The 25667-nt window shown below is 67.2% G+C and carries 22 protein-coding genes and 1 tRNA gene; 10 read left to right on the forward strand and 13 right to left on the reverse strand.

The window, feature by feature from the left end; all coding sequences use genetic code 11:
* Nucleotides 1-32 precede the first annotated feature (32 nt).
* The 6 genes from N5C25_RS05765 to N5C25_RS05790 form a co-directional block, all read right to left on the reverse strand.
* Nucleotides 33-2516: a DNA topoisomerase I gene (locus N5C25_RS05765; RefSeq protein WP_279936591.1), complete on the reverse strand. Its 2484-nt coding sequence runs from the start codon at nucleotides 2514-2516 to the stop codon at nucleotides 33-35.
* Between the two features lie 192 nt (nucleotides 2517-2708).
* On the reverse strand, nucleotides 2709-3641 hold the full coding sequence (locus N5C25_RS05770; protein WP_019660784.1) for an RDD family protein: 933 nt from the start codon (nucleotides 3639-3641) through the stop codon (nucleotides 2709-2711).
* A gap of 49 nt (nucleotides 3642-3690) precedes the next feature.
* Complete coding sequence (locus tag N5C25_RS05775) at nucleotides 3691-4443, reverse strand: pilin (protein WP_251102876.1); 753 nt, start codon at nucleotides 4441-4443, stop codon at nucleotides 3691-3693.
* 39 nt (nucleotides 4444-4482) lie between these two features.
* Nucleotides 4483-4956 (reverse strand): DUF494 family protein, encoded by a 474-nt coding sequence (locus N5C25_RS05780; protein ID WP_005411195.1) that lies wholly within the window; start codon nucleotides 4954-4956, stop codon nucleotides 4483-4485.
* A gap of 43 nt (nucleotides 4957-4999) precedes the next feature.
* Nucleotides 5000-6127, reverse strand: a complete 1128-nt coding sequence (gene dprA, locus N5C25_RS05785) for a DNA-processing protein DprA (protein WP_251102875.1) — start codon at nucleotides 6125-6127, stop codon at nucleotides 5000-5002.
* A 166-nt stretch (nucleotides 6128-6293) separates the two neighbouring features.
* On the reverse strand, nucleotides 6294-7427 hold the full coding sequence (locus N5C25_RS05790; RefSeq protein ID WP_279936592.1) for a LysM peptidoglycan-binding domain-containing protein: 1134 nt from the start codon (nucleotides 7425-7427) through the stop codon (nucleotides 6294-6296).
* Between the two features lie 126 nt (nucleotides 7428-7553).
* Here N5C25_RS05790 and def point away from each other — a divergent pair, with 126 nt between their 5' ends.
* From def to N5C25_RS05815, 5 genes are all read left to right on the forward strand, one after another.
* On the forward strand, nucleotides 7554-8066 hold the full coding sequence (gene def / locus N5C25_RS05795; RefSeq protein ID WP_058978741.1) for a peptide deformylase: 513 nt from the start codon (nucleotides 7554-7556) through the stop codon (nucleotides 8064-8066).
* 120 nt (nucleotides 8067-8186) lie between these two features.
* The gene (fmt, locus tag N5C25_RS05800) at nucleotides 8187-9110 is read left to right on the forward strand and encodes a methionyl-tRNA formyltransferase (protein WP_010481179.1); all 924 of its coding nucleotides are present in this window, start codon (nucleotides 8187-8189) and stop codon (nucleotides 9108-9110) included.
* A gap of 3 nt (nucleotides 9111-9113) precedes the next feature.
* A complete protein-coding gene (rsmB, locus tag N5C25_RS05805) occupies nucleotides 9114-10445 on the forward strand; it encodes a 16S rRNA (cytosine(967)-C(5))-methyltransferase RsmB (RefSeq protein WP_019660778.1) in 1332 nt (443 codons plus the stop codon).
* Nucleotides 10446-10468: 23 nt separating this feature from the next.
* A complete protein-coding gene (locus N5C25_RS05810; protein WP_279936593.1) occupies nucleotides 10469-12178 on the forward strand; it encodes a glycosyltransferase family 39 protein in 1710 nt (569 codons plus the stop codon).
* Nucleotides 12179-12330: 152 nt separating this feature from the next.
* A complete protein-coding gene (locus N5C25_RS05815) occupies nucleotides 12331-13587 on the forward strand; it encodes an O-antigen ligase (protein ID WP_058978737.1) in 1257 nt (418 codons plus the stop codon).
* A gap of 30 nt (nucleotides 13588-13617) precedes the next feature.
* Here the strand turns inward: N5C25_RS05815 and N5C25_RS05820 are convergent, their stop codons facing one another.
* Nucleotides 13618-14424: a glycosyltransferase family 2 protein gene (locus N5C25_RS05820; RefSeq protein WP_021203241.1), complete on the reverse strand. Its 807-nt coding sequence runs from the start codon at nucleotides 14422-14424 to the stop codon at nucleotides 13618-13620.
* On the opposite strand from N5C25_RS05820, the gene N5C25_RS05825 reads away from it, so the two are divergent.
* A complete protein-coding gene (locus N5C25_RS05825) occupies nucleotides 14423-15481 on the forward strand; it encodes a CDP-glycerol glycerophosphotransferase family protein (protein WP_134730038.1) in 1059 nt (352 codons plus the stop codon). The two genes, N5C25_RS05820 and N5C25_RS05825, sit on opposite strands and share 2 nt — an antisense overlap.
* Before the next feature lie 130 nt (nucleotides 15482-15611).
* On the opposite strand, the gene N5C25_RS05830 is transcribed toward N5C25_RS05825, so the two are convergent.
* From N5C25_RS05830 to N5C25_RS05845, 4 genes are all read right to left on the reverse strand, one after another.
* Nucleotides 15612-17150: a PH domain-containing protein gene (locus tag N5C25_RS05830; RefSeq protein WP_279936594.1), complete on the reverse strand. Its 1539-nt coding sequence runs from the start codon at nucleotides 17148-17150 to the stop codon at nucleotides 15612-15614.
* Entirely contained in the window at nucleotides 17147-17647 is a 501-nt protein-coding gene (locus tag N5C25_RS05835; protein WP_279936595.1) for a PH domain-containing protein, read from the reverse strand. The genes N5C25_RS05830 and N5C25_RS05835 overlap by 4 nt, the downstream gene beginning before the upstream one ends.
* Nucleotides 17648-17722: 75 nt before the next feature.
* A complete protein-coding gene (gene ribA, locus N5C25_RS05840) occupies nucleotides 17723-18859 on the reverse strand; it encodes a GTP cyclohydrolase II RibA (RefSeq protein WP_019660771.1) in 1137 nt (378 codons plus the stop codon).
* A gap of 65 nt (nucleotides 18860-18924) precedes the next feature.
* Nucleotides 18925-19845, reverse strand: a complete 921-nt coding sequence (locus N5C25_RS05845; protein ID WP_021203245.1) for a lauroyl acyltransferase — start codon at nucleotides 19843-19845, stop codon at nucleotides 18925-18927.
* Nucleotides 19846-19905: 60 nt separating this feature from the next.
* On the opposite strand from N5C25_RS05845, the gene dtd reads away from it, so the two are divergent.
* The 4 genes from dtd (at nucleotide 19906) to N5C25_RS05865 (ending at nucleotide 24148) form a co-directional block, all read left to right on the forward strand.
* Complete coding sequence (dtd, locus tag N5C25_RS05850; protein WP_019660769.1) at nucleotides 19906-20346, forward strand: D-aminoacyl-tRNA deacylase; 441 nt, start codon at nucleotides 19906-19908, stop codon at nucleotides 20344-20346.
* Between the two features lie 91 nt (nucleotides 20347-20437).
* Nucleotides 20438-22291 (forward strand): RNA polymerase sigma factor RpoD, encoded by a 1854-nt coding sequence (rpoD, locus tag N5C25_RS05855; protein WP_019660768.1) that lies wholly within the window; start codon nucleotides 20438-20440, stop codon nucleotides 22289-22291.
* Nucleotides 22292-22574: 283 nt separating this feature from the next.
* The gene (yjjJ, locus tag N5C25_RS05860; protein WP_251102869.1) at nucleotides 22575-23948 is read left to right on the forward strand and encodes a type II toxin-antitoxin system HipA family toxin YjjJ; all 1374 of its coding nucleotides are present in this window, start codon (nucleotides 22575-22577) and stop codon (nucleotides 23946-23948) included.
* Between the two features lie 124 nt (nucleotides 23949-24072).
* Nucleotides 24073-24148 (forward strand) — tRNA-Ile (locus N5C25_RS05865).
* 108 nt (nucleotides 24149-24256) lie between these two features.
* Here the strand turns inward: N5C25_RS05865 and N5C25_RS05870 are convergent.
* Nucleotides 24257-24769 carry a hypothetical protein gene (locus N5C25_RS05870; protein WP_155030172.1) on the reverse strand — a complete coding sequence of 171 codons (513 nt, stop codon included), beginning with the start codon at nucleotides 24767-24769 and terminating at the stop codon, nucleotides 24257-24259.
* Entirely contained in the window at nucleotides 24766-25293 is a 528-nt protein-coding gene (locus N5C25_RS05875) for a hypothetical protein (protein ID WP_279936596.1), read from the reverse strand. The genes N5C25_RS05870 and N5C25_RS05875 overlap by 4 nt, the downstream gene beginning before the upstream one ends.
* Nucleotides 25294-25667: the final 374 nt, after the last annotated feature.

The raw sequence follows: 25667 nt of genomic DNA on the forward strand, positions 1-25667 counted from the left end.
CACCTTGCCCCTCATCCACGCATGGCGTGGATCTACTTCTTCGCAGCGGCCTTCTTGACGGCTTTCTTCGCCGGGGCCTTCTTTGCGGCGGCCTTCTTCACCGCCTTCTTTGCCGGCGCCTTCTTGGCAGCAGCCTTCTTCGGCGCCGCTTCCTTCTTCACTGCCGCCTTCTGGGCCGGTGCCTTTTTCGCTGCCGCTTTCTTGGCGCCGAAGCCCTTGCGCACCGGCTTGCCGGTTTCTTCCATCAGCTGCTGCACTTCGGCCAGGGTCAGCGATGCCGGCTCGCGGTCCTTGGGGATCTTGCCGTTCATCTTGCCGTCGCTGATGTACGGGCCGAAGCGGCCGTTCAGCACCTGGATGTCGCTGCCCTCGAATTCCTTGATGATCCGGTTGCGCGCGATCTCTTCCTTCTCTTCGATCAGGAACACGGCACGGGCCAGGTCGATGGTGTACGGGTCGTCTTCCTTCTTCAGCGAGGCGTAGGTGCTGCCACGCTTGGCGAACGGCCCGAAGCGGCCGATCCCGACGCTGACCGGCTCGCCCTTGTCCTCACCCAGCGCGCGCGGCATCAGGAACAGCTCCAGCGCGTCTTCCAGGGAGATGGTGTGCATCGACTGGCCAGGGCGCAGCGAGGCGAACTTCGGCTTCTCCTCCGCGTCCTCGGCGGTGCTGCCGATGGCGGCATACGGCCCGAAGCGGCCCAGACGCACGCTGACCGGCTTGCCTGTCTTCGGATCGGTGCCAAGCTCGCGCGCGCCGCTGGCCTCGGCGCGGTCGACCGATTCCTTCTTGTCTTCCACCAGTTCCTTGAACGGCTCCCAGAAGCGGGCCATCAGCGGAATCCACTCTTCTTCGCCACGCGAAACGGCATCAAGCTCGTCTTCGAGCTTGGCCGTGAAGTCGTAGTCCACGTACTGGGTGAAGTGGCTGGACAGGAACTTGGACACCGCGCGGCCGACGTCGGACGGGCGGAAGCTGCGGCCTTCCATTTCCACGTACTTGCGGAACAGCAGGGTCTGGATGATCGAGGCGTAGGTCGAGGGACGACCGATGCCGTACTCTTCCAGCGCCTTCACCAGCGCCGCTTCGGTGTAGCGCGGCGGCGGCTGGGTGAAATGCTGTTCGGCCTGGATGCGTTCCAGCGGCACGCGGTCGCCCGGCTTCATCGCCGGCAGCTTGCGGCCTTCGTCCTCGTCCTCGGCGCTCTTGCTGTCCTTGCCTTCCTCGTACACGGCCAGGAAGCCGGGCACCACCACCGTGGTGCCGCTGGCACGGAACACGTGCTCGCTGCCGGCCGACAGGTCGACGCTGACGGTATTGAGCGTGGCCGGGATCATCTGGCAGGCGACGGCGCGCTTCCAGATCAGTTCGTACAGGCGGCGCTCGTCGTCGGTGAGGAAGCGTGCGACCTGGGCCGGGGTGCGCAGGGCCGAGGTCGGGCGCACCGCTTCGTGCGCTTCCTGGGCGTTCTTCGACTTGGTCTGGTAGGTGTTGGGCTGGTCCGGCAGGGAGGCGATGCCGTAGTCGCGGGCGATCACGTCGCGGATTTCCGCCAGCGCGTCCTGCGACAGGTTCACCGAGTCGGTACGCATGTACGAAATCAGGCCGACGGTGCCTTCGTCGCCGATGGCCACGCCCTCATACAGCTTCTGCGCAACCTGCATGGTCTTGCGGGTGGTGAAGCCGAGCTTGCGCGAGGCTTCCTGCTGCAGGGTCGAGGTGGTGAACGGTGGCGCCGGACGGCGCTTGCGCTCCTTGCTGGCGACGTCGGTGACATGCAACGAGCCCTGCGCGGCCTGCTGGATACGCAGGCGGGCGGCTTCGGCGGTGTCACCGTCGGTGATGGTGAACTGCTCGAACTTCTGCCCGTCCAGCTTGACCAGCTTGGCGTTGAAGTGCTGCGACGGGTGCGCGCATTCGGCCGCGATCGACCAGTATTCGCGGGCGACGAAGGCTTCGATCTCTTCCTCGCGCTCGACGATCATGCGCAGCGCCGGGCTCTGCACGCGGCCTGCGGACAGGCCGCGCTGGACCTTGCGCCACAGCACCGGCGACAGGTTGAAGCCGACCAGGTAGTCCAGCGCGCGGCGCGCCTGCTGGGCATCGACCAGGTCGCTGGCGATCGCGCGCGGCTGGCTGATCGCTTCCTTGATGGCGCGCGGGGTGATCTCGGTGAACACCACGCGCTGCATCGGCTTGTCCTTGACCAGCCCGCGTTCCTTCAGGATCTCGGCGATGTGCCAGCTGATCGCTTCACCTTCGCGATCCGGGTCGGTTGCCAGCAGGATGTCGTCGGCACCCTTGGCGGCCTTGGCGATCGCATCGACATGCTTTTCGTTCTTGTCGATCACGTCGTAGTGCATGGCGAACCCGTTGTCCGGGTCGACCGCGCCTTCCTTCGGGATCAGGTCACGCACATGCCCATACGAGGCCAGGACGGTGTAGTCCTTGCCGAGGTATTTGTTGATCGTCTTGGCCTTGGCTGGCGATTCGACGATGAGCAGGTGCTTGGGCATGTCGGGAGAGGTCTGTGGGCGGACCGGGAGAAGGGGCCGCTAGGGTGGAGCAAACGGCCGCATTAGTGAAGCGGCCACGGGCAAATCCATAAACTGAACGCCCGGTAATGTGCCGGGCGTTCAGGTTTCACCTTATTAGAGGAATCACGCCCGGCCGGCCCGTGTCAAGCAGCCAGGCGTGAGGATGGCCGTTCACGAGGCCATCTTGGCGATGAAGCCTACCGCGAACACCAGCAGGGCCAGGCCGACCAGAGACAGCAGGCCGGTCAGCACGAGCACCAGTACGGTTACCGTGCCCAGCTCCCGGCGCTGCAGCTGCGGCTGGTCGGTGTAGGCCCAGCGGTCGACCACGAGGGTGTCGCAGACCATGTCGTGCAGGCCCTGCTTGCGTTCGGTGAAGGCGGCCATCAGGAAACCGATGCCGAGCGTGAAGCTGCTCAGCAGCATGGCCCAGTAGCGACCAAATGCGCGGGCCTTGGTCAGGCGTTCGCCGTTGCCGCGCACCACCTTGATACCGACTGCCATCTTGCCCAGCGTGGCGCCGCCCTGCGAGGCATGGAACCAGGTGTAGTAGGCCATGCCGATGCCGAGGTTGATCAGGGCGCTGGCCAGCTGGGCAACGATCTCGATGGCCGATTCGCCGCTGCCCACCGCGCCCATGCTGGCGCCGAGTATCGCACCAAGAATGGCACCGATGATGCTGCCGGGGACGACCAGCACGAAGTAATCGATCATGTAGGCCGCCACACGCTTCCAGAAGCCTGCGTAGACCACTTCACCGCCAACCACCGGCTGCGCGTGGCCACCGCTGCTGGTGGCCGCTGGAGCGCTGTAAGGCGAGCTGCTGAGCGCGCCGGTGCCGGGCAGCGGTGCGGTGCCGCTGTCGATGGCGGCGTAGTCGCTGCGCAGGTCGAACCCGCCGCTGCTGCTGGCAGTGCTGGCATCAGCCAGCGTCTGCAGGCCGAGCTCGTCGACCATCTGCCGCAGCGCAGCCCACTGGGCCATGCCCTCCCGCCAGACCAGGGTGTCCAGGTTGAGCTGGCCGCGCTGGAAGCGCTGGCGGATCTCCTGGACCGGCAGCGGGCCCTGGCGTTGCTGTCCTTCGGCGTAGTACCACTCAGTCATTGCATGTTCCCTGTTGAATCATCCTTGGAGGTGCTGGCGTGCGCGCGGTTCAGCCGCGGCACGACGGCGGCAGGTACTTGTCGTTGCTCTCGCCGCTGCATTCCCAGCGGCCGCTGTCGCGATCGTATTCCAGCCACAGCAGATCGCCATCGAGGCTCTTGCCGGGCAGCGCCAGGGTGGCTTCGATGCCGCAGTGGCCGTTGTTGAAGCGACCGATGTTCACCGCTGACAGCCCTGCATGGGCGAAATCACCCGGGGCCGGGAAGCCCGCGTCGTTGCCACCCGGGCAGCGGCCTTCGTCATCGGCGAAATGCTGCACCTGGTCCTTCAGCGGCTGCAGTGCGGTCACTGCGCCGGCGACCTTGGCGCGAAGGGTGTAGTCGTTGTAGGCGGGCAGCGCGATGGCGGCCAGGATGGCCACGATCGGTACCAGCACCAGCAGCAGGCCGCCGCCGATGATGGCGGTCAGGGCGCAGCCGGACAGCTTCTTCTTCGGCGTCGGCAGGGCGCTGGCCGCTGCGCTGGTGGTGTAGGGCGTGGACGGTCGCAGCACCGGTGGCTGCGGCGGAGGCGGTGCTGCCGGCTCCGGTTCGGGTTCCACGGGCGGTGCAGCGGCGTCCAGCGCCGGCACGATCAGGCCGAGCTCGTCGACCACGGTGCGCAACGGCTGCCATTGCGGCAGGCCGTCGCGCCAGACCAGGGTGTCCAGGGAGATCTGGTTGTTGCGGAACAACTCGACCAACTGTTCCGCCGGCAGCGGGCCTTGCTGCCGGTTGCCTTCTGCATGGAACCACTCGCTCACGGGGACGCTCCTGAATGCGCTATGCCCCCAAGTGTACGGTCAGTGCAGGGGTTCTGGCTCGTCCATGAACATCTGCGTCTCCATCCAGGCATACGCCGCCTCGGAGCCGGGCTGGTTGAACAGTACCATCAGCACGACCCACTTCAGGTCGTCCAGGTCCAGTTCGTCCTGGTCCAGGGCCATTGCCCGGTCCAGCACCAGCTCGCGCTGGTCGGCATCGAGGATGCCGTGCTGTTCCAGGTACAGCAGGAACCCGCGGCATTCCACGTCCAGCTTGTCCAGCTCGGGGCCGTGGTACACGCGCACGGGGCCATCGACCCGAGCCTGGGCCACGCTCGGCCGCTGCGCGGCCAGGGCATCGAGCCAGTCGAACGCCTTGTTGATCTCGGTTGGGCTGAAACCGGCCTGGATCAGGCCGTTCTGAAGCGAATCGCGGTCACGGATCAGGTCCGCATCTTCGCTGAAATAGTGTTCAAACAGGTACAGCAGTACATCCAGGATGCTCTCTTTCATTGCCCCTCGGCCTGCGTCGCGCGACGCTGTGGAGGTGAAGAAACTAGGGAGTTCGACAGTAGCGGCCGTGTACGCACACCACGATTCCCGCCAGTTCCATGGCCAGCAGCATGGAGGACACCTGGGGCGCCGTCAATCCACAGCGTGTGATCAGTGAATCCATACTGCTTGGGTTGTGCTCCAGCGCCCGCCACAAGCACTGGTAGTCAGGGTCGTCGGCCCAGTGCGCCGGCAGGCGTGCAGGCGGTGCCTGTTCAGTGGGGGTGGCCAGCCGTGATTGCAAGCCCGGCAGCTGCTGGCGGAGGGCGGGGGCCAGCAGTTCGAGGACCTCCTCCGGGCGCTCGACCAGTGCGGCACCCTCGCGGATCAGCCTGTGGCAGCCCGCAGCGCGCGGATTGAGCACCGAGCCGGGCAGGGCGCAGACCTCGCGGCCGGCCTCGGCGGCCAGGCGTGCGGTGATCAGGGCACCCGAGCGTTGGGCGGCCTCGACCACCACCGTGGCCAGGGCCAGCCCGGCTACCAGCCGGTTGCGGGCAGGAAAGTGGCCGGGGCGTGCGGGCGTGCCGGGCAGGTACTCGCTGAGCACCACGCCTTCGGCGGCGATGCGCGCCTGCAGCCGGGCGTGGCTGTCCGGATAGGCGCGGTCCGGTCCGGTGCCGATCACCGCCACGGTGCAGCCCCCCGCGTCCAGCGTGGCCTGGTGGGCGGCGGCATCGATGCCCGCCGCCAGGCCGCTGGTCACCGCCAGCCCGGCGTCGACGAAGCAGCCGGCAAACCGGGCTGCCAGCGCGCGTCCGCCCGGCGTTGGCGAGCGGCTGCCGACCAGCGCAACCGATGGGCGCCAGGCCCGGCCGGGGTCGCCGGCGATGAACAGCGCAAGGGGGGGATTGGGGACATCCAGCAGGGGCGGGGGGAAGGCCGGATCGGTGAAGGCCAGCAGGTGCTGGTTGTCGTCTTCCAGCCAGCGCCGTGCCACGGCCAAGGCCCGGGCGTCGGGGCGGTCCAGTGCGGCGCACTGCTCTGGCGTGCAACCGTGCGCGCGCCAGTTCGCGGCACCCTGCGCGATCGCGATTTCCGCCCTGCCTGCGGCCTGCAGCAGGGCCCGCCGTGGTGCCAGCGCGCCGCCTGCCATCAACAGGCGCAGCAGCGCCTCGTCAGCTTGGTTGGTCATCCTCCCACTATCGAGCGCATGCAACAAAGGCGCCCTAGGGCGCCTTCGCATGTGGCTGTCAGACTTTGCCGGAGACCGCCCCTGTAGAGTCGACTGTCAGTCGACTACCGCGCGCAGCGCGGGCGCTTTCGGGGGGCGGTGAAGAGCAGTCGACTAACAGTCGACTCTACCGCGCATCCGGGTGCAGTGCGTTGTATCCCACGCGCACCGGCTTCACGCCCTGCATCACCAGTGCGTAGCTGACGTTGTCGAAGGTACGGAACACCATGGCGTGTGCGGCGTATTCGTCCGGCAGCGAGACGCGGCCGGCGCCGGTGCTGAGCGAATCATCCATGCGCGAGGAGTTCGGGTACTTCATGCGGTGCGCCACGTGGCGGCCCGGGCGCCACAGCGAGAACACGGTGCCGTTGTCCACGCCCTGCGCGCGGCCTGCGGAGATCGCGATCACGTCGCGCGGCCCACCAGCGGTGAACATGTCGGCAACGGCCAGCACGCGCACGTCGACGCCCTCGACACCGGCGGTCGGGACATGGGGGATGAACTGCAGGTCGTAGGGCCTGGCCTCGACCGGGACCAGGCGGTCGCCCGCACGTACCTCGCGGCCGCCCTCGTTCTTGTCCAGCACCAGGGTGGACGCCTCCACCTTGCCGCCGGCGACATGGGTGATGGTGCCGGTGGCGACCTGGGCCAGCTCATAGCCGAGCACGCCGCGGCGGTGGTTGGGGGCGTTGTAGGCCCGCCACAGGTTGCCGCTGCCCGGGGTGACGTCGCCGTTGGCGGTCAGGTCCTCGGTCGGCTTGGGCTGGGCATAGCGCACGGTCGGGCGGACCACGGCCCAGCGCTGGCCCAGCTGGGCGTCGGCCAGGCGTACGTACACCGCGCTGCCGCTGGTGACGCGCAGGCGTTCTTCCTCCAGGCCGGCCACGTAGGGCAGTTGCTCGATGCTGTCGACCACGCTCAGCTGCTTCAGGAACGGCTCGACCTGGGCCAGCGGAATGGCATCGATCGGGGCTTCCTGGCGCGGGCCGGGCTTGGCAGCGACGGTCACCCGGTCCAGATAGGCCAGGCTGAGCACGTCACCGGGATAGATCAGGTGCGGATTGGCGATCTGCGGATTGGCCTGCCAGATCTCCGGCCACAGCCACGGCTTCTGCAGGAAACGTGCGGCGATATCCCACAACGTATCCCCTTTTCGGACCACATAGGTGTCCGGGTGCCCGCCATTCACTTCCACGGCGGTAGCATAGGCAGCCACGGTCAGCATCGCCGCGGCGACGACCGTACGAAAACGAAGCAACATAGGTGTGAAGCCCTGATTCCCCAACAGGTCCGCGCACTATAGTCCAGAAACCGGGGCGCAAGGCAAGCGTTGGAGCTAGAATCTGCGACGTATGCCGGCGTGCCGGCCCCCTATCCGGAAACAGCCATGGCCCTTCTCCCCATTCTCGAGTTCCCCGATCCGCGCCTGCGTACCAAGGCTGCGTTGATCGAAGCCGCCGAAGTCACCACGCCGGCCTTCCAGGAACTGATCGACAACATGTTCCAGACCATGTACGACGCCCCGGGCATCGGCCTGGCCGCCACCCAGGTGGACGTGCACAAGCGCTTCATGGTCATCGACGTCAGCGAAGAAAAGAATGAACCGCATGTGTTCATCAACCCGGAGATCGTCGCCAAGGACGGGGGCCGGGTGTACCAGGAAGGCTGCCTGTCGGTTCCGGGCATCTTCGCTGACGTCACCCGTGCCGATACCATCACCGTGAAATACCTGGACCGCAACGGCCAGGAACAGCAGATGGAAGCCGGCGAAGTGCTGGCCACCTGCATCCAGCATGAGATGGATCACCTGGACGGCAAGCTGTTCATCGACTATCTGTCGCCGCTCAAGCGCGAGATGGTGCGCAAGAAGCTGGCCAAGCAGCGCAAGCACGTGGCGTGATCGCCAATCCGGGCCACCCTTCGGGTGGCCCGCGCCTGCGCGGCACGCGCGGGCTGTACGGCGCCGGCCGACGGCGCCGTTTTCTTTCCTGCACGAATCCATCCTGCAAGTGGGGTAGCCATGAGGATTGTCTTTGCCGGTACGCCGGAATTCGCGGTGTCATCGCTGCGCGCGGCTGCGCGCCATCATGAGGTCGTGGCCGTCTACACCCAGCCTGATCGTCCGGCCGGCCGTGGCCGTGGCCTGGCGCCGTCGCCGGTCAAGCTGGAAGCCGTGGCCCGTGGCATTCCGGTCTACCAGCCGGAGTCGCTGAAGGACGCGGCCGCCCAGCAGCAGCTGCGCGACCTGCAGCCGGATCTGATGGTGGTAGTGGCCTATGGCCTGATCCTGCCCAAGGCGGTGCTGGCCATTCCGACCCACGGCTGCTGGAACGTGCATGCCTCGCTGCTGCCGCGCTGGCGCGGTGCCGCGCCGATCCAGCGCGCGATCCAGGCCGGCGACGCCAAGACCGGCGTCTGCCTGATGCAGATGGAGGCCGGCCTGGACACCGGCCCGGTGCTGCTGCACCAGGAACTGCCGATCGCGGCCACCGATACCGGTGGCCAGCTGCATGACAAGCTGGCCGAGCTGGGCGCACAGGTGCTGTCCGATGGCCTGGGCCTGCTGCGTGCCGGCATCAAGCCGATCGCGCGGCCGCAGCCGGAGCAGGGCGTGACCTACGCGCACAAGCTGGACAAGGCCGAAGCGAAGCTGGATTGGGCGCAGGACGCCGGCGCGCTGGCGCGTACCGTGCGCGCGTTCAATCCGTGGCCGATCGCCGAGGCGACGCTGGCCGGTGAACGCGTGCGCATCCATGGTGCGGTGGCGCTGGAGGCGGACCACGGCCAAGCACCGGGCACCGTACTGGCCGCCAGCCGCGATGGCATCGACATCGCCTGTGGCCAGGGCGCGCTGCGCCTGCGAGTGCTGCAGCGGGAAGGTGGCAAGGCGATTACTGCGGCCGACTACCTCAACGCCCGCCGCGATCTGCGCGTGGGGGCATAAGCGGTGTCGAAGCAGAACGATTTCTCCGTCGCCAAGGCGGCGCCGGGCGCGGCCACGCGCATGCTGGCCGCACGTGTGCTGGCACAGGTGTTCACCCGTGGCCGTTCGCTGAAGGCCGAGTTGGCCTGGGCGCTGCCGAAGCTGGCCGACAGCCGCGACCGCGCGCTGCTGGAAGCCCTGTGTTTTGCCGTCCTGCGTCGTCGCAGCACCTATGACGCGGCGCTGCAGTCGTGGATGCAGAAGCCGCTGTCGGCGCGTGATGCCGACCTGCGCACGCTGCTGATGGTCGGGTTCGCCCAACTGGACGTGCTGGCGTTGCCGGCGCACGCGGCGTTGTCGGCCACGGTCGATGCCGCGCGTGCCCTGGGTCGTGAGCGCCAGGCGGGCCTGGTCAATGCGATCCTGCGCCGCGCGCAGCGCGAAGGTTTCCCGGAACAGCCCGCGCGCGATGCCTTCCCGGCGTGGCTGGCCGATGCCGTCGAGCGCGACTGGCCGGCCCAGGCCGAGGCGATCTTTGCCGCCAGCCTGCAGCCGGCGCCGTTGTGGTTGCGCGCCAACCGCCAGCAGGGCGGCCGCGACAAGGCACTGGCGACGCTGGCCGAAGCTGGCATTACCGCGCAAGCCAGTCCGCTCAGCGCCGACGCGTTGCGCCTGGCCTCGCCGGTTGCCGTGAATCAGCTGCCCGGCTTCGCCGAAGGCGCCATCTCGGTGCAGGACCTGTCGGCGCAGTGTGCGGCCGACGCGCTGGCCCCGGCGGCCGGTGCCCGCGTTCTGGACGCCTGTGCGGCCCCCGGTGGCAAGTCGGCGCACCTGCTGGAGCGCGACCCCGGCCTGCGCCTGCTGGCGCTGGATATCGACGTGCGCCGCCTGGCCCGTGCACGTGACACCTACGTTCGCACTGGCGTGGGCGAGCATGCGCAGACCCTGGCCGCCGATGCCAGTGATCCGGGTGCCTGGTGGGATGGCGTGCCGTTCGACGCGATCCTGCTCGATGCCCCGTGCTCGGCCACCGGCGTGATCCGGCGGCAGCCGGATGTGATGTTCCACCGACGTGCCGAGGATATCGATGCGCTGGTCGGTGTGCAGGCCCGCCTGCTGGAGGCCTGCTGGTCGATGCTGCGTCCGGGCGGCGTGCTGCTGTATGCCACCTGCTCGATCCTGCGTGCGGAGAACATCGACCAGGTGCGGGCGTTCCTGAAATGGCACCCGGACGCGGTGGCAGAGCCGCTGGATGACCGATTCGGCCTGGACTGCGAGGGAATCGCGCGCCAGCGACTGCCGGGTGACAGCGATGCTGACGGATTCTTTTACGCGCGTCTGCTAAAAACAGCCTGACCCCCGCTGACGTTCCGAGTCCCATGCTGAATTCCCGCGCGTCGCGCGAGACGTGGTTGTTCGTGGCGATGGCCCTGCTGCTGCTGGGGGCCGGGCTGGGCCTTCGTGATCCGTGGCCATCGGACGAGCCGCGCTTTGCGCTGGTGGCCAAGCAGATGGTCGACAGCGGCCACTGGCTGTTCCCGCACCGCGGTACCGAGTTGTATTCGGACAAGCCGCCGATGCTGATGTGGTGGCAGGCTACGCTGTACGGCCTGGTCGGGCAGTGGCGCGTGGCCTTCCTGCTGCCGTCGCTGCTGGCGGCACTGGGTACGCTGTGGTGCGTGGTCGACCTCGGGCGGCGGCTGTGGACACGGCGGGTGGGGCTTTACGCCGGCTGGGCGCTGCTGTTCGCGCTGCAGTTCACCTTCCAGGCGAAGAAGGCGCAGATCGATCCACTGCTGCTGCTGTTCATCACCCTGGCCAACTACGGCCTGCTGCGCCACCTGTTGCTGGGACCAGGCTGGCGCTGGTGGTGGCTGGGCTGGTTCTTCGCTGGCATCGGCGTGATCACCAAGGGCGTGGGCATGCTGGCGCTGCTGATGATCGTGCCGGCGGTGACCGCTGCGGTACTGCAATGGCCACGGGTGGCACTGCACGCGCGCGATGGCCGCTTCTGGCTGGCGCCGCTGGCCTTCCTGCTGGCGGTGTCGTTGTGGCTGGCGCCGATGCTGCTGGCCGGTTTTGCCACCGGTTCGGACGAATACCGCGCGTACATGGACGACATCCTGTTCCAGCAGACGGCGCGTCGCTATACGCACTCGTGGGACCACCACCAGCCCTGGTGGTACTTCCTGGCGATCATGCCGTCGATGTGGATTCCCGCGTTCCTGCTGCTGCCGTGGGCGCTTCCGGCTTGGTTGCGGCGGCTGCGCCGGCGCGATCCGCGCTATCTGCTGCCGCTGTCCTGGTGGTTGATGGTGGTGCTGTTCTTCTCGATCCCCGACGGCAAGCGCGATGTCTACATCCTGCCGGCACTGCCGATGTTCTGCCTGGCGCTGGCGCCGTTGCTGCCGGGGCTGCTGAAGCGGCGCGATGTGCAGGCCGTGGTGGGAGTGTTCACCGGCCTGCTGTCACTGGGCCTGGTCCTGGCTGGCGCGATGGCGGTGCTGGGCGACCCGGCCTTCGAGCTGCGCCTGACCCACAGCCGCGGACTGGCGCCCGGCGCCGTCGACGCGCTGGCCTGGACGATCCTGGCGATGGGCGTGTGGGGCGCATTGAGCCTGCTGGCCTGCGGTCGTCGCCGGCATCTGGCGCTGGTGTCGACCCTGGCGATGGTCTGGGTGCTGTACAGCCTGGTCGGCTACCCGCTGCTGAACGATTCCAGTTCCGCCCGCGGCCTGATGCGCACGGTTGGTACACGGCTGGGCCCGGATGCCGAGCTTGGGCTGGTGGCCTGGAAGGAGCAGCATCTGCTGCTGGCCGACCGCCCCGCAGCGACCTTCGGTTTCGAGTCGGACTGGGACGAGCAGCTGATTGCGGCCACGCGCTGGCAGCGGCTTGCGCCCGAACGCCGTTGGTTGCTGGTCCACGAGTACGCAATGCTGTCGTGCGTCGACCGCAGCCGCTCTGAACTGGCCGGCGTAGCCAACCGGCGGCGCTGGTGGCTGGTGCCGGCGGCGGCGGTAAAGGTGCCCTGCGTGGTCACCGCAGCGGAGCGGGAACGTGAACGGCGTCTGCAGGAACATGACTAGTCTCCCCCTTCCTGCTTGTCCAGTCTGTCCAAGCGGGGCCAAAGGCAGTAAAACAGCAGGCCGGGATGGCCTGCACCGCCCCTTCCCGTTCTTTCCAGCCGATTGCAGCGATACTTCCCGACGTGCCAGCTTCACCGGACAACCTGAACCTCATGGCCGGCGATCCGCTGGGCGTTCCCGCCGGCGGACGTCAGCGGGTGGCGCATGGGCTGGCCCAACTGGGCCTGTTCTGCCTGCCGGCACTGGTGCTGACCTTGCCCATCAACCTGTTGCCGTATGGCCTGCTGCTACTGCTGAGCACGCTGCTGGCGCCGGAGCTGCTGTGGCGCGCGCGCGGGATGGCCGGCCAGCCGGTGAAATTGCTGGCCTGGCTGATGCTGGCGGTGCTGGCGCTCGGCCTAATGTCGGTAGTGTTGTTCGAGCAGGGCCTGCGTGACGTCGACAACCGGTCGCGGTTCGTGGTGATCCCGTGGATCGCGCTGTGGGTCTGCGCGCTGCGTCCCGACGTGCGGTGGCTCTGGTACGGATCATTGACCGGCCTGCTCGCCGCCTTCGCGATGTCACTGTGGCAGGTGCTGGGTGGCGCCCCGCGCGCACAGTTGTTCACCAACGCCATCGTGCTGGCCGACATCGTGATGGTTTTGATGGTGCTGCTGGTGTTCTGTCGCCCGTCGCGGCGCTGGTCGCTGGTGATCCTCGGCATGGCGGCCGGCTGCGGCACCATCGTGCTGACCGGCAGCCGCGGTGTGTTCGCCGCCTTGCTGGCGCTGCTGGTGGTGCTGACGTTGAGCCTGCGCTGGCGCACCGGCGCGGCGCGCCTGTCGGTGCTCGCAGGCATGCTGGCGATCGGTGCGACCCTGCTGCTGTCGGTACCGGAACTGCGCCACCAGGTCCGCCTGAGCGAGCTGCACAGTGACGTGCAGCGGATGGAGTTGGGCGACAGTGATTCTTCCGCCGGTGCCCGCGTGGAACGCCTGCAGGTGGCCTGGGAGACCTTCCTCGACCACCCGCTGGTGGGTGTTGGCATCGGTCATTTCGACAGCGCGATGCTGCGCGTGCCGGTCTGCCGTGAGAACCCGGAAGAGTTGCGTTGCCACCTGGGGCATGCGCACAACGATGTTGCCGAATGGGCAGCGACCCAGGGCGTACCGGGCCTGCTGCTGTTGCTGGCGGTGTATGGCATCCCGCTCTGGTTGTTCGTGCGCCTGCATCGCCGCAGCGGACGGTCGACCTTCCGGGGGCCGGCCGCAGCCGGCATCATGCTGGTGATCACCTACGCACTGTGCGGCCTGACCCAGTCGATGTTCGCGCACCAGATGACAGCCAGTTTCTACGTGACCCTGGTCGGCCTGCTGACCGGCCTGTCGATCGTCGAGGGCGCGCGCCACCGGGCAATCACCGGGGCGTGATCCAGCGGCGCCCCGGACAGGGCCGGGCGATCAGGGGTTCGGCGGGTCAGCCACGGCCTGGCCGTTGCCCAGCATCCACAGCATGATGGTTTTCTGGCGCACGTAGTTGGCGCGTACGTAGGCATAGACCAGTCCATGCCAGCCGTCGCGGAAGCCGCCACGGAACAGGAAGCCGCGCCAGAACCGCCAGGCCGGCGCCAGCACCAGCTTGCCCAGCGTGGCCCGCTTGCCGCGTGCGAACTCGTGCTCGGCCATCATCCGCGCGTATTTCTCGGTCTTGGCCAGCTGCTGCTGCAATGAGCGGTAGGGATAGTGGACCAGGTCGCCGCGCAGGGTACCGACGCTGCCGTCGACGCTGGCAGCCTCGTGGATCTCTCGCTTGCCGCGCCAGCCGCCCTGGCGGCGGTCGAACAGGCGCAACACTCGGTCCGGGTAGGCGTTGCCATGGCGCAGGAACCTGCCGAAATACTCCGACAGGCGGGCGAAACGGTAGCCGGCATGGCCGCTGAAGCCACTGTCGCGGGCCTGTTCGATGGCCGCGCGCAGTTCCGGACTGATCCGTTCGTCGGCATCCAGGCACAGTACCCAGTCGTGGCGGGCCTGCTCGACGCAGAATGCCTTCTGGCTGCGGAAACCGTCGAACCGGCGCTGCAGAACACGGGCGCCGGCAGCTTCGGCGATGGCGACGGTGGCATCGGTGGAGTACGAGTCCACCACCACGATCTCATCGCAGAACGCCAGCGAGGCCAGGCAGTCGCCGATGCGCCCGGCCTCGTTGAACGCGATAATGCACGCCGAGATGCGAGGCCGTTCGATGGGAGCGGTCGTGGAGGACATGATGGCCGGGTACCTGTTGTTTGCGACGGAGCGCTATGCGCTGCCTATTCTCGCCCCGTTGGCGCAGGCCTTGCACGCATCCGGGCAGGAGGTGGCGGCCTGGTTCGAGGACGGCGCGGCCGGCAGCAGCCTGCCGGGGGTGCCCAACGTGGGCCTGAAGCAGGCCCTGGCCCTGCGTCCGCGGGCGGTGTTCAGCGCGGCCAACTGGGTGCCGACGTTCCTTTCGGGCGCCAAGGTGCAGCTGTTCCATGGCTTCAACGTGGAGAAGCGGGACAGCGCGCGCGGCCACTTCCGGGTGCGCGGCATGTTCGACCTGTACTGCACGCAGGGGCCGGCCACCACCGCGCCGTTTCGTGAGATCGCGGCCCTGCAGGGCCACTTCGCGGTGGCCGAGACGGGCTGGCCGAAGCTGGATCCGCTGTTCCGCGACGATGGTGGCGAGAGCGCCGCGCTGCGCGCCGCCGCTGGAGGACGCCCGGTGATCCTGTTCGGTTCGACCTTCACCGAGCGCCTGAGCGCAGCGCCGCACCTGCACCCGCAGATCGCCGCCGATATCGCCGCCGGTGACCATTACTGGCTTCTCACCCTGCACCCGAAGTGCCCGCAGGACCTGTTCGAACGCTACCGCGCGCTGGCCGGTGCCAATGCCCGCTTCATCGAGCCTGAGCAGGTGATGGCCGCGCAGCGCGCCGCCGACGTGCTGGTGTCGGATACCTCGTCGATCGTTTCGGAGTTCATCGTGCAGCACAAGCCGGTGGTGACCTTCCGCAACCGCGTGCCCAAGCCACACATGATCGACTTCAATGATCCTGCGCAGCTGCAGGCGATGCTGACGCGTGCGCTGCACCCGGACGCGGCGCTGCAGGCGGAGATCGTGCGCTATGCCGACGCCATCCACCCGTACCGCGATGGCTTGTCCAGTGAGCGCGTGATCACGGCGACCGAGGATTTCCTGTCTGGTGAAATGGGCGCGCTGCGGCGCAAGCCGTTCGGCAGCTGGATGCGTGATCTGCAGATCCGCAGGGACCTGGGCTATTGGGGCCCGTCGCAGCGGTAAGCCGAGCATTGGCTCGGCTCTAGAGTAGATCCATGCCATGCGTGGATGCGCGCCCCCGCTCGCGGTAGTGCCGGCCGCTGGCCGGCAAGCTCGGGGATGTCTGCGGTTGCCGGCCAGCGGCCGGCACTACCTACCAGCGCAGCTTGCGCCGCGCCAGCGCCGCAGCCAGCTGATCCATCACCTGCTGCGCCTGTGCCTGCGGCAGATGGTGCAGGGTCAATGCCACATCGCCATGCGCGCCGGCAGTATCCAGCTGCAGGCTGCTGGTGCCCAACAGCTTGTCCAGCGGCGAGCGCAGCAGGCGCAGGCCCTGCACCTTGTCCAGTTCGGCCCAGCGCCACCAGCGCTTCCACCAACCGCCACGCACTGCCACGTAGTGCTCGTCCAGGTGCCAGGCCATGCGTGCCATCTGCCGATGAGCGACCAGCAGCGCCACCGGCAGCCACGCCAGCACCAGCAGGCCCCATGGCCCCCAGCGCCAGTACGCGGCTGCGGCCAACAGGGGTACCAGCAGCAGCGTTCCCAGACACAGCCGCCACCAGCCACGCTGCGGAATGGAGTGCCATTGCGTCGGCGGCCACTGCAGCTGAGGCAACAGGTGCTGCACCAGCTGCTCGCAGCGCGTCGCCTGGGCCAGTGGTGCCAGCTCGCGCAGGGCGCGGTCCTCATCGCGCGCAGGGCCACCGGCAGCGCTGTCGATGCGCAGCTGGCGCAGGCCGAACCACCGATGCAGGGTGGTTTCGCGCAGCGTCCAGGCCTGGATGCGGCGACGCGCGACACTGCTGCGGGTGCGGCTGAGCAGGCCGGCCGAGACGGTCAGGCGGCGATCCTGCTCGCTGAGGGTGAAGCCGTGATAGCGCAGCAGGGTCAGCACCACCGACAGCGCACGCAGTGCCAGCCAGCCCAGCAGCAGTGCGGCGGCCAGCAGCAGGAAAGCGCCTGCCACGCCGGGGTGCAGGTGGCTGGCGTAACCGAAAGCCTCGCGGCCACCACGTTGGATGGCTTCGTCCATCACCGGCCGCGGCACGGTCTGGAACAGCACGCCGAAGGCGGCAACCGCCAGTGCCCAGCCCCGATTGGAGAGCAGGCCCATGCGCATCACGTCCCAGCTGGACAGGCGCAGCAGGACGTGTTCGGTGTCGGCCACGGTGACCGCAGGCGCGGGGACAGCGTCGGCGGCCTGCGGTGCCTGCCCGCGCTGGCGCACGAGACGTTCCAGCGCCAGCGCCTGGTCCAGCTTCAGCACTCGCATTTCCGCTTCCGGGCGCACGCCGCCGGCCGACTCCAGGCGCAGCTCGGCCACGCCGAACAGCCGGTGCAGCGGATTCTGCCGCACTTCCACGTTGTGGATGCGGGCGAACGGAATCTCGCGCCGGTTGCGCGCAAGCAGACCGCTGCGCACGGTGATCGCATCGCTGCCGATGCGGTAACGGTAGCTGAGGTACTGCAGCACCGAGACCAGGACCAGCGCGGCGATCGCCGACAGTGGGATCAACTGCGCCCACATCGGATCGCGGTCGCCGCGCTGACCGAATACCAGCAGTGCGACCAGCGGCAGGAAGTAGTGGCGCAGCTGCATCAGCAGCACGAACAGCCATGACCACGGGTGCAGGCGGTGGTCCTCGCCACCGGCGCGCAGTGCTGCAGGCAGAGGCGGTGGCAGGCTCACAGGGCGTCAGCGTCCTGGTCGAGCTTGTGCGAAAGGGTGTCGCGCAGGCGCTCGGCGTCGGTTTCATCCAGGCCGCTCACGGTCACCGCGCTCATGCGGGTGCCGGCGGTATGCACGATCAGCGTGGCAAGTCCTGCACGGCGTTCCAGCGGGCCCCTGCGCAGGTCCAGGTGTTGTACGCGCGAAATGGGAATACGGGTTTCCAGCTGCCACATCAGGTCTCGCCGCAGGCCCAGACCCTGTGCGTCCAGCCGCCAACGGGTGCGGACCAGGCGGCGGTGGCTGAGCCATGCGCCACATGCAGCCCCTGCCAGCAGCCCGAGGGCGGCGACCCACGCGCCGCCGGGTAGATCGAAGAACCACCATGCGGCCGCCAGCGGCAGGCCTGGCACAAACAGGCCGCCGAAAGCGCCTTCCAATGCCGCCAGCCGCGCGGCGCGGCGCGGCAGCGACTGCCACGCGTCGGCGGGCGGAGCGGTCAGGGAGATGTCGGTCACGCGGGCTCCGTCAGGTGGCAGGGCGAGCGGTGGCGGCGGTAGCCGCACCGCGCAGACGGTAGCAGGTCGGCTGCGTTACTGGGCAGCCTGGATCAGCGCATCCACGTCAAGCAGATGTCCTGCGCGATCGGCCTTGGTGCGCAGGTAGTGCTCGTTCTCGGCGGTGATCTCGCCGGTGACAGGAATGCAGTCCAGTACCTCGATGCCGGCATTGCGCAGGCGCTGTGCCTTGGTCGGGTTGTTGCTGAGCAGCGCCACGCGCGAAATGCCAAGGCCGTGCAGCATGGCCACCGCACTGCCGTAGCGGCGCTCGTCGGCGCCGAAGCCGAGCTGCGCATCGGCGTCGATGGTGTCCAGGCCGTCGTGCTGGTAGCCGTAGGCACGCATCTTGGCTGCGATGCCGGTGCCACGGCCTTCCTGGTCCAGGTACAGCAACACGCCGCCGCCCAGCTCCTTCAGTTTGCGCAGGCCGCGCCGCAGCTGGTCACCACAGTCGCACTTGAGCGAACCGAACAGGTCGCCGGTCAGGCATGAGGAGTGCACGCGCACCGGCACCACCGCCGACAGGTCCGGTTCGCCGACGATGATCGCGACCTGGTCGCGCTGGGCCACGCCGCCGCGGAACACCGCGAAGGTGGTCATGCCGACGTCGCGCAGCGGCACCGGCGAACGCGCCACCAGTTCGTAGTCGTGGGCCGCATGTGCTGCGCCTTCGGCCAGGTCGCACAGGGCCACCTCGGCGGCACCCTCGAAGGTGCGGTCATCAACGTCCAGGCGTACCGCCACCATCGCCGGCAGCAACAGGCCCAGGCGGGCCAGCTCCACCGCGCCGGCATCGAAGGCATCGCCCGCCGTCCAGCCGTCGGGCATCGGGCCCGGCTCGCGCAGGTAGCCCAGCGAGGGGAGGGCATCGAAGGCAACGCCGGCCAGCGGCAGGCGTGCGCCTTGCGGGGCCTCCACGCCGAGCACGCGGGCGCGGGTGGCGGTCAGGAACAGGTAATGCCGCTCGCGGGCGGCATTGGCGAAGGCAGCGAAGCTGCTGGCCGTGGCGCTGTCCAGCGCGATCACCGCCAGGCGCTGGCCGTGGCCATCGTGGAGCAGCACCGGGCGACCGGCGCGCAGTTCGGCCACCGCGCGCTCACAGCGGATCGCGGCCGGATCGCCGAACAGGGAAGAAGCAGCAGGCATGGCAGGACCGGGGGAGGCGGACATCGCAGTCTCTATGGGGGCGACGGCGTCGTATTCAACGTGGTGCGGCCAGTGGTCGCAGGCGGCCGTCAGTGGGGGTGTTCCTCAGTTGCGTACGGGTCTTCCTCGCCGCTGCCCGGCGGCCGCAACGTATAGCGCTTGTAGGTCCACTGGTACTGCGCCGGGTCGCGGCGGGCGATGCGCTCGATGCCGGCGTTGAGCGCGGTGGCGGCCACCTGCGGGTCCGGGTCGGCCACGGCCGGGTCGGTCGGTTCGATGTGCAGGGCGAATTGCATGCCCGGCCCGATGCGCTCGCACCAGCCGTACAGCACGGTGGCGCCGGTGCGCTCGGCCAGTCGGTTGACCAGGGTCATGGTCAGCGCCTGCACGCCGAAGAACGGCACGAACACGCCGTCGCCGGCTTTGGGCTGCTGGTCGGGCAGGATGCCGGTGGCACCGCCGTCCTTGAGCACCTTGAACAGCTGGCGCACGGCCGGACCCTCGGCGCGCACCTGCTGCACGTTCTGGCCGCCGCGCACCAGCTGCAGGAAGGCATCGCTGGCCTCGTCCTCCGGCGGCTTGTAGACGATGGCGATCTGCCCGCGCGAGGCCAGCCACTGGTTCAGCAGCTCCCAGTTGCCGAAGTGCGGCGCGGCCACGATCACGCCCTTGCCGCTGGCCAGGGCTGCGTCATACAGGGCCTCGCCGTGGCGCTGCTTCAGATGCAGGCGCAGGTTGTCGGCCGGCCTCTGGCTCCACAGCCGCAGGGTCTCGATGGCCTGCAGCGCGGTCGAGCGCAGCAGATCGCGATGCAGGCGGTCCCGCGCGGCACTGTCCAGGTCGGGGTAGGCCAGTTCGAGGTTGCGCCGGGTGACACGGCTCTCACGGGCATTGAGACGGATCCAGGCCCACGCCAGGGTGCGCGCGAACGCCCGCAGCAGCGGCCAGGGCAGGCGGGCGAACAGGGTGGTGGCGCGGTGGACCAGCCGGGCTTTGCGTTGCGGATTCATTGGCGCCAGTTTAGCCAAGGGCGCTGCTATCGTGGCCGGCCCTGTTCATTGGAAGCCCAGATGCTCGTCCTGATCCAGCGTGTCAGCCAGGCTGCTGTCCATGTAGATGATGAAACCGTGGGCCAGATCGGACCAGGCCTGCTGGCGCTGGTGGGCATGGAGCCGGGCGATACCGAGGCCCAGCTGCGACGGATGGCCGAGCGCCTGCTGGGCTACCGGGTGTTCGCCGACGAGGCCGGGAAAATGAACCGGTCGCTGCGTGACACCGGCGGCGGCCTGTTGCTGGTCAGCCAGTTCACCCTGGCCGCTGACACCCGTTCGGGCATGCGGCCGAGCTTCACCAGCGCCGCAGCGCCGGAGGAGGCTGAACGCGGGTTCAATCAATTTGTCGAGATCTGCCGTGAAAATCACGCGCCAGGGGTGGAAACAGGCCGGTTTGGTGCCCATATGGTCGTTAGCCTGGTCAATGACGGTCCTGTGACCTTCCTTCTCCGGCCCTGAGCCTGCGGGACCACCGCCCGGCAGGCGGGGCCCCGGGCTGGTATAATGCTACGTTCCCTATTTCCTACCCAGCCGGTGGCGCGAGCACTACATGGCCAACGAACGTCCTGCCCAATCCGAAATCAAGCAACTGATCAGCAAGGGCCTGGAACAGGGCTACCTGACCTACGCCGAAGTCAATGACCATCTGCCGGACGACATGGTCGACCCGGAACAGATCGAAGACATCATCGGCATGATCAACGGCATGGGCATCGATGTCCATGAAGTTGCGCCGGATGTGGAAACCCTGCTTCTCAACGACGGCAACACCGGCAACCGCGAAGTCGATGACACCGCGGCCGAAGAAGCTGCCGCCGCGCTGAGCGCGCTCGACACCGAAGGTGGCCGTACCACCGACCCGGTGCGCATGTACATGCGCGAAATGGGCACCGTCGAGCTGCTGACCCGCGAAGGCGAAATCGCCATTGCCAAGCGCATCGAGGAAGGCCTCTCCCAGGTCCAGGCCGCGCTCGGCCAGTTCCCGGTGTCGGTCGAGTCGCTGCTGAACGACTACGAAGCCCACAAGGAAGGCAAGAAGCGCCTGGCCGAAGTGATCGTCGGGTTCAATGATCTGGTCGACGAAGAGCCGGCGCCGCCGGCGGTCGCTGCCGATGACAGCAGCGATGCCGACGCCGAAGGCGACGAGGACGAGGACGATGATGTCGAGGGTGGCGAGGAAGAAGCCGCACCGACCGGTCCGGACCCGGAGGAAGTCGCCGCGCGCATGCAGGCGCTGAGCGATGCCTTCAATGCGTTCAAGAAGGCCGCGACCAAGGGCGACAAGAAGAACCTGCCGCGCCTGCGCGAAGAGATGTCGGCGGTGTTCGTCACCCTGAAGCTGCCGCTGCCGCTGACCGACGTGCTGACCAAGCAGCTGCGCGACACCATGGCCGACATCAAGTCGCATGAGCGCCGTGTGCTGAACCTGGCCACCGTCACCGCGCGCATGCCGCGCAAGGACTTCATCCGTTCCTGGGAAGGCAACCAGACCAACCTGGAATGGGTGGAAGACGCACTGAAGCGCAAGCAGAAGTGGTCGTCGGCCCTGCGCGAAGTGAAGGACCAGATCATTGCCGAACAGCAGGCGACGATCGACATCGAGAAGCTGACCCAGCTGGACCTGGAAGAGCTGAAGGAAATCAGCCGTGCCATGGCCTACGGTGAAGCCAAGGCGCGCAAGGCCAAGAAGGAAATGGTCGAGGCCAACCTGCGCCTGGTGATCTCGATTGCCAAGAAGTACACCAACCGCGGCCTGCAGTTCCTGGACCTGATCCAGGAAGGCAACATCGGCCTGATGAAGGCGGTGGACAAGTTCGAATACCGCCGCGGCTACAAGTTCTCGACCTACGCCACCTGGTGGATCCGCCAGGCGATCACCCGCTCGATCGCCGACCAGGCGCGCACCATCCGTATCCCGGTGCACATGATCGAGACGATCAACAAGTTGAACCGCATTTCCCGCCAGATGCTCCAGCAGTACGGCCGCGAGGCCACGCCGGAGGAGCTGGCCAAGGAAATGGACATGCCGGAAGACAAGATCCGCAAGGTGATGAAGATCGCCAAGGAGCCGATCTCGATGGAAACCCCGATCGGTGACGACGAGGATTCCCATCTGGGCGACTTCATCGAGGACACCAACGTGGAGTCCCCGATCGAGAACACCACCAACATCAACTTGTCTGAAACCGTGCGCGACGTGCTGGCCGGCCTCACCCCGAGGGAAGCCAAGGTGCTGCGCATGCGCTTCGGCATCGACATGAACACCGACCACACGCTGGAAGAGGTCGGCAAGCAGTTCGACGTGACCCGCGAGCGCATCCGCCAGATCGAAGCGAAGGCCCTGCGCAAGCTGCGTCACCCGAGCCGCTCGGAGCAGTTGCGCAGCTTCCTGGATATCGATTGATATCCGGCGATGGCTGATGTGTTGAGAGAAACCCCGCTTCGGCGGGGTTTTTCTTTGCCCACCACATCCCTGTAACGCCCAGCCTTGCTCGGCTGAGCCATATAATTACGTAACAAATAATGCAACAAAGATCCGCGTCGAAGCTGGCTCTTCGTGAATATGTCCATTATTTTCAAGCTCATAGATGCAAGATCGTGCTTGCAGTCCCGTTTTTTTGATGCTAATTACGTAACAGGCTTCGTATTACGTAATGCACATGCCACGCGCTCAACGCCTACAGGTATTGGATCTGATCGCTCAGCTGGCCCCCGGCCAGCCGCTACCAGCTGCGGCGCTGGCCGAGCGTCTGGGGGTGGACCGGATGGCGCTCAGCCGGCTGGTGGCCGCCAGTGGCCCGCAGGTGGTGCGCATGGGCAGAACGCGGGCAACCGCCTATGCGCTGCGGCGGCCCACCCGGGCAGGCAGCGAATGGCCGCTGTACCGGCTGCGCGAAGATGCGACGCTGGAGGAGCTGGGGCGGGTAATTGCGCTGGTAGGAGGCGGCTTCCATGTCGACGCCGGGCCTGACTGCCCGAACCTGCGACGCGCGCCCGAAGGTGACATTGCTGCCTTCTTTCCTGACTTACCGTGGTACCTGGATGACCTGCGACCGCAGGGATTTCTTGGTCGCAGCTTCGCCCATGGCCGTGGGCAGGCGCTCGGCCTGCCGAAGGACCTCAAGGGCTGGCAACCGGACGATGTGTTGATGGCCCTGGTAACCGCTGGCGGGACTGAAGCGGGCGATCTGCTGCTCGGTATCGCCGCCGTGGAGGCGGCGATGGAGACGTTGCAGGCGCCGATCGATCGGGTTGCGGCCGACGATCGTCTTGCACAGTATCGCGAGCGGGCGCGTGCTGCGCTGGACGGAGAGGACGTGGGCTCCTCGCCGGGTGGCGAGCAACCCAAGTTCACCGCCACCGTGGAGGTCCACGGCAGGCGCCGCTCGGTGCTGGTCAAGTTCGCGCAGCCCGATGAAGGCGCCGCCGCCCAGCGCTGGAGCGATCTGCTGGTCTGCGAACATCTGGCGCTTGAGGCCCTTCGCCAGTCCGGACAAGCCGCGGCGTCCAGTGAACTGCTGCAGTCGCCCACGCACACCTTCCTGGAAATCGAGCGCTTCGACCGCACGCCCGATCTGCTGGGGCGGCGAGGCCTGGTCTCGCTGCTGTCGCTATCGTCCGCGTTCACCGGCGAGGTCACCCCAGCGTGGCCGGTTGCAGGCGCCGAACTGCGTGATCAAGGCTGGCTGACGGCCGACACCGTGCAGGCGATGGGCCGACGCCACGCGTTCGGGCGGCTGATCGGCAACAGCGACATGCACCACGGCAACATCGCCTTCCACTTCGTTGATCGCGGCCCGCTGCCGTTGGCGCCGGTCTACGACATGCTGCCGATGTCGCTGGCGCCGTCAAAGCTGGGCGTGTTGCGCGCGGACGAGCCGCTGTCGCCGGTCGCACCGCTGGGCAGTGGTGATCTGCAACATCTGCGCTGGGCGGCACCGGTGGCTGAAGCATTCTGGCAGTGCGTGGCTGTTGACGGGCGGATCCAGTCGCCAGCAATGCGGTCATTGGCGGGGGCGAACGCCGAGCGGGTGCGGGAGATGGGCGCGCGGTTTGGGTGAGCCAGCTGTTGCGCAAGCCTGGGCGCGCGGCGTTGCGCAGCGATGGCTGAGGGTTTTTCAGTGTGTCTTGGCGCCGGCGGGTAGCCGGTTGAGCGCAGGCTCCACTACACTGTGGCGCTGCGCCGGGCCTATAGCTCAACGGTTAGAGCAGGGGACTCATAATCCCTTGGTTCCAGGTTCGAATCCTGGTGGGCCCACCAATTGAACGTCCAGCAAAGTCCAGTGACGACGCCCCGATGGCGTCTGGCGGGTGCGTCAGGGGCGCCAAGGGCAGCACCTTGCGGCGATGCCCTTTCATTGTGGTGCCCTCAGGATCGTGGCAGATTCTCGATAGGACCAACGCGACCGGGCGGGGGCGGCTGACAGTTGCCGAAGCACCCGCCACCACCAGGGAACCAGCCGCCGATCCCGCCACCACCGCCAGTGCTGCCACCACCACCACCGCCAGACGGGGGTGTCGAGGCGAAGCTGTCCTCGGTGCCGCCTGACTCTTCTGCCGACTTCCCGCACGGCTTGCTGACGGTGATCATGCTTGAGCCGGTCATCATCATGATTTTTGTTTTGTACATGACGTTGCCGACGAAGGACGTGTTGCGCCATGCATCCGCACCGAACGTCCTTTCAGCGGTCTCATCCAGCTTCTTCAGGAATGCCCGGTTGGGCGCATCTGCGGATGAGGCACCGGCTTGCTTGGCCGCCGCGATATCCTTCAGGTCGACCGATATCGAGAACGGGAGCATTGGAAGAACGGTGCAGGCCAGAGCAACACCGGTAACGGTGAAAGCAGCGGTGGCCAGGACGAATTTACTTGCAGGTTTCATTGCCATCCTTGCGAGTTGTCAACGGGGAACGGGCGGTAATCGGGAACGAACGGGACGCCGGTTCGTTCCTGGTAGAGCTGGTTGAACGTGGCATTCAGACGAAGCGCTTCGGCCTCCCCCTGCATCCGCTCTTCGATAGTGAGCGGTGCAGAGAACATGATTTCCCTGCCAAGCGCGGCGGAAGGGTCTGCGCGCATCTCCAGGACGCGCGAAACCGCGTATGCGTTGATGTTTCCCGCTCGACCGGTGGATGCGAAATGAGTCGCAAGCAGTTGCAGTGCAAAGTAGTTGCCGTCCACTGCGGACGACATCATCCGGTCCAAGGCGGTTCGATCGGGCAGCTTTCGCGAGTCCAGAATGGTGCGCGCAAGCTTGTCGCCGCCGTGGGCGGCTTGTTCCAGCAACGCATCGGGCGCGCTGGAATAGGAAGCCCACTGCGCGGTATTCGGATAGCCGTGTTCATCCAGCCAGCGTTGCTCCTCGCGGCTACGCCCATCAAATGGATCATCGTCCTTGGGTTCCATTCCATCGCGATTCTGCGGAACACCAGGAAACAGCATGCTCGTGCTGTTGGCAGGCCGTAACGCGGGTGACGCAGCCGAGGGTGTCGGCGCAGAAGGATCCTTGCGCTGCCCGCCCGCCTGTTCAACATTCGGTGCCGTTTGCGAGGACTGTGGCGTGGGGCGAAGGAGGAGAAGGGCCGCCACCGCTCCCGTGGCGAGTACGGCAACGACGAGTGCTGCAGCGAATTTCTGCGATGAACTTCTGTATTCCATGAGGGTGGTGCAGTTTCCTTGCGATTAACACTGGGTCGGGTAGGCGACGCAACAACGTTAGAGCTGCTCGCGCAACTGAAACGGAGTGCATGCAAGTTCCCAGAGATGGACTCGATTGTCTT

The sequence above is a fragment of the Stenotrophomonas sp. GD03958 genome, assembly GCF_029839005.1.
GTDB classification, from domain to species: Bacteria; Pseudomonadota; Gammaproteobacteria; order Xanthomonadales; family Xanthomonadaceae; genus Stenotrophomonas; species Stenotrophomonas hibiscicola.

Bases quoted from the DNA above. Each gene is read 5' to 3' on its own strand.
- N5C25_RS05765 (WP_279936591.1), bottom strand. From the start codon at position 2,516: ATGCCCAAGCACCTGCTCATCGTCGAATCGCCAGCCAAGGCCAAGACG.
- N5C25_RS05770 (WP_019660784.1), bottom strand. From the start codon at position 3,641: ATGACTGAGTGGTACTACGCCGAAGGACAGCAACGCCAGGGCCCGCTG.
- N5C25_RS05780 (WP_005411195.1), bottom strand. From the start codon at position 4,956: ATGAAAGAGAGCATCCTGGATGTACTGCTGTACCTGTTTGAACACTAT.
- dprA (WP_251102875.1), bottom strand. From the start codon at position 6,127: ATGACCAACCAAGCTGACGAGGCGCTGCTGCGCCTGTTGATGGCAGGC.
- N5C25_RS05790 (WP_279936592.1), bottom strand. From the start codon at position 7,427: ATGTTGCTTCGTTTTCGTACGGTCGTCGCCGCGGCGATGCTGACCGTG.
- def (WP_058978741.1), top strand. From the start codon at position 7,554: ATGGCCCTTCTCCCCATTCTCGAGTTCCCCGATCCGCGCCTGCGTACC.
- fmt (WP_010481179.1), top strand. From the start codon at position 8,187: ATGAGGATTGTCTTTGCCGGTACGCCGGAATTCGCGGTGTCATCGCTG.
- N5C25_RS05810 (WP_279936593.1), top strand. From the start codon at position 10,469: ATGCTGAATTCCCGCGCGTCGCGCGAGACGTGGTTGTTCGTGGCGATG.
- N5C25_RS05815 (WP_058978737.1), top strand. From the start codon at position 12,331: ATGGCCGGCGATCCGCTGGGCGTTCCCGCCGGCGGACGTCAGCGGGTG.
- N5C25_RS05825 (WP_134730038.1), top strand. From the start codon at position 14,423: ATGATGGCCGGGTACCTGTTGTTTGCGACGGAGCGCTATGCGCTGCCT.
- N5C25_RS05820 (WP_021203241.1), bottom strand. From the start codon at position 14,424: ATGTCCTCCACGACCGCTCCCATCGAACGGCCTCGCATCTCGGCGTGC.
- ribA (WP_019660771.1), bottom strand. From the start codon at position 18,859: ATGTCCGCCTCCCCCGGTCCTGCCATGCCTGCTGCTTCTTCCCTGTTC.
- N5C25_RS05845 (WP_021203245.1), bottom strand. From the start codon at position 19,845: ATGAATCCGCAACGCAAAGCCCGGCTGGTCCACCGCGCCACCACCCTG.
- dtd (WP_019660769.1), top strand. From the start codon at position 19,906: ATGCTCGTCCTGATCCAGCGTGTCAGCCAGGCTGCTGTCCATGTAGAT.
- rpoD (WP_019660768.1), top strand. From the start codon at position 20,438: ATGGCCAACGAACGTCCTGCCCAATCCGAAATCAAGCAACTGATCAGC.
- N5C25_RS05870 (WP_155030172.1), bottom strand. From the start codon at position 24,769: ATGAAACCTGCAAGTAAATTCGTCCTGGCCACCGCTGCTTTCACCGTT.
- N5C25_RS05875 (WP_279936596.1), bottom strand. From the start codon at position 25,293: ATGGAACCCAAGGACGATGATCCATTTGATGGGCGTAGCCGCGAGGAG.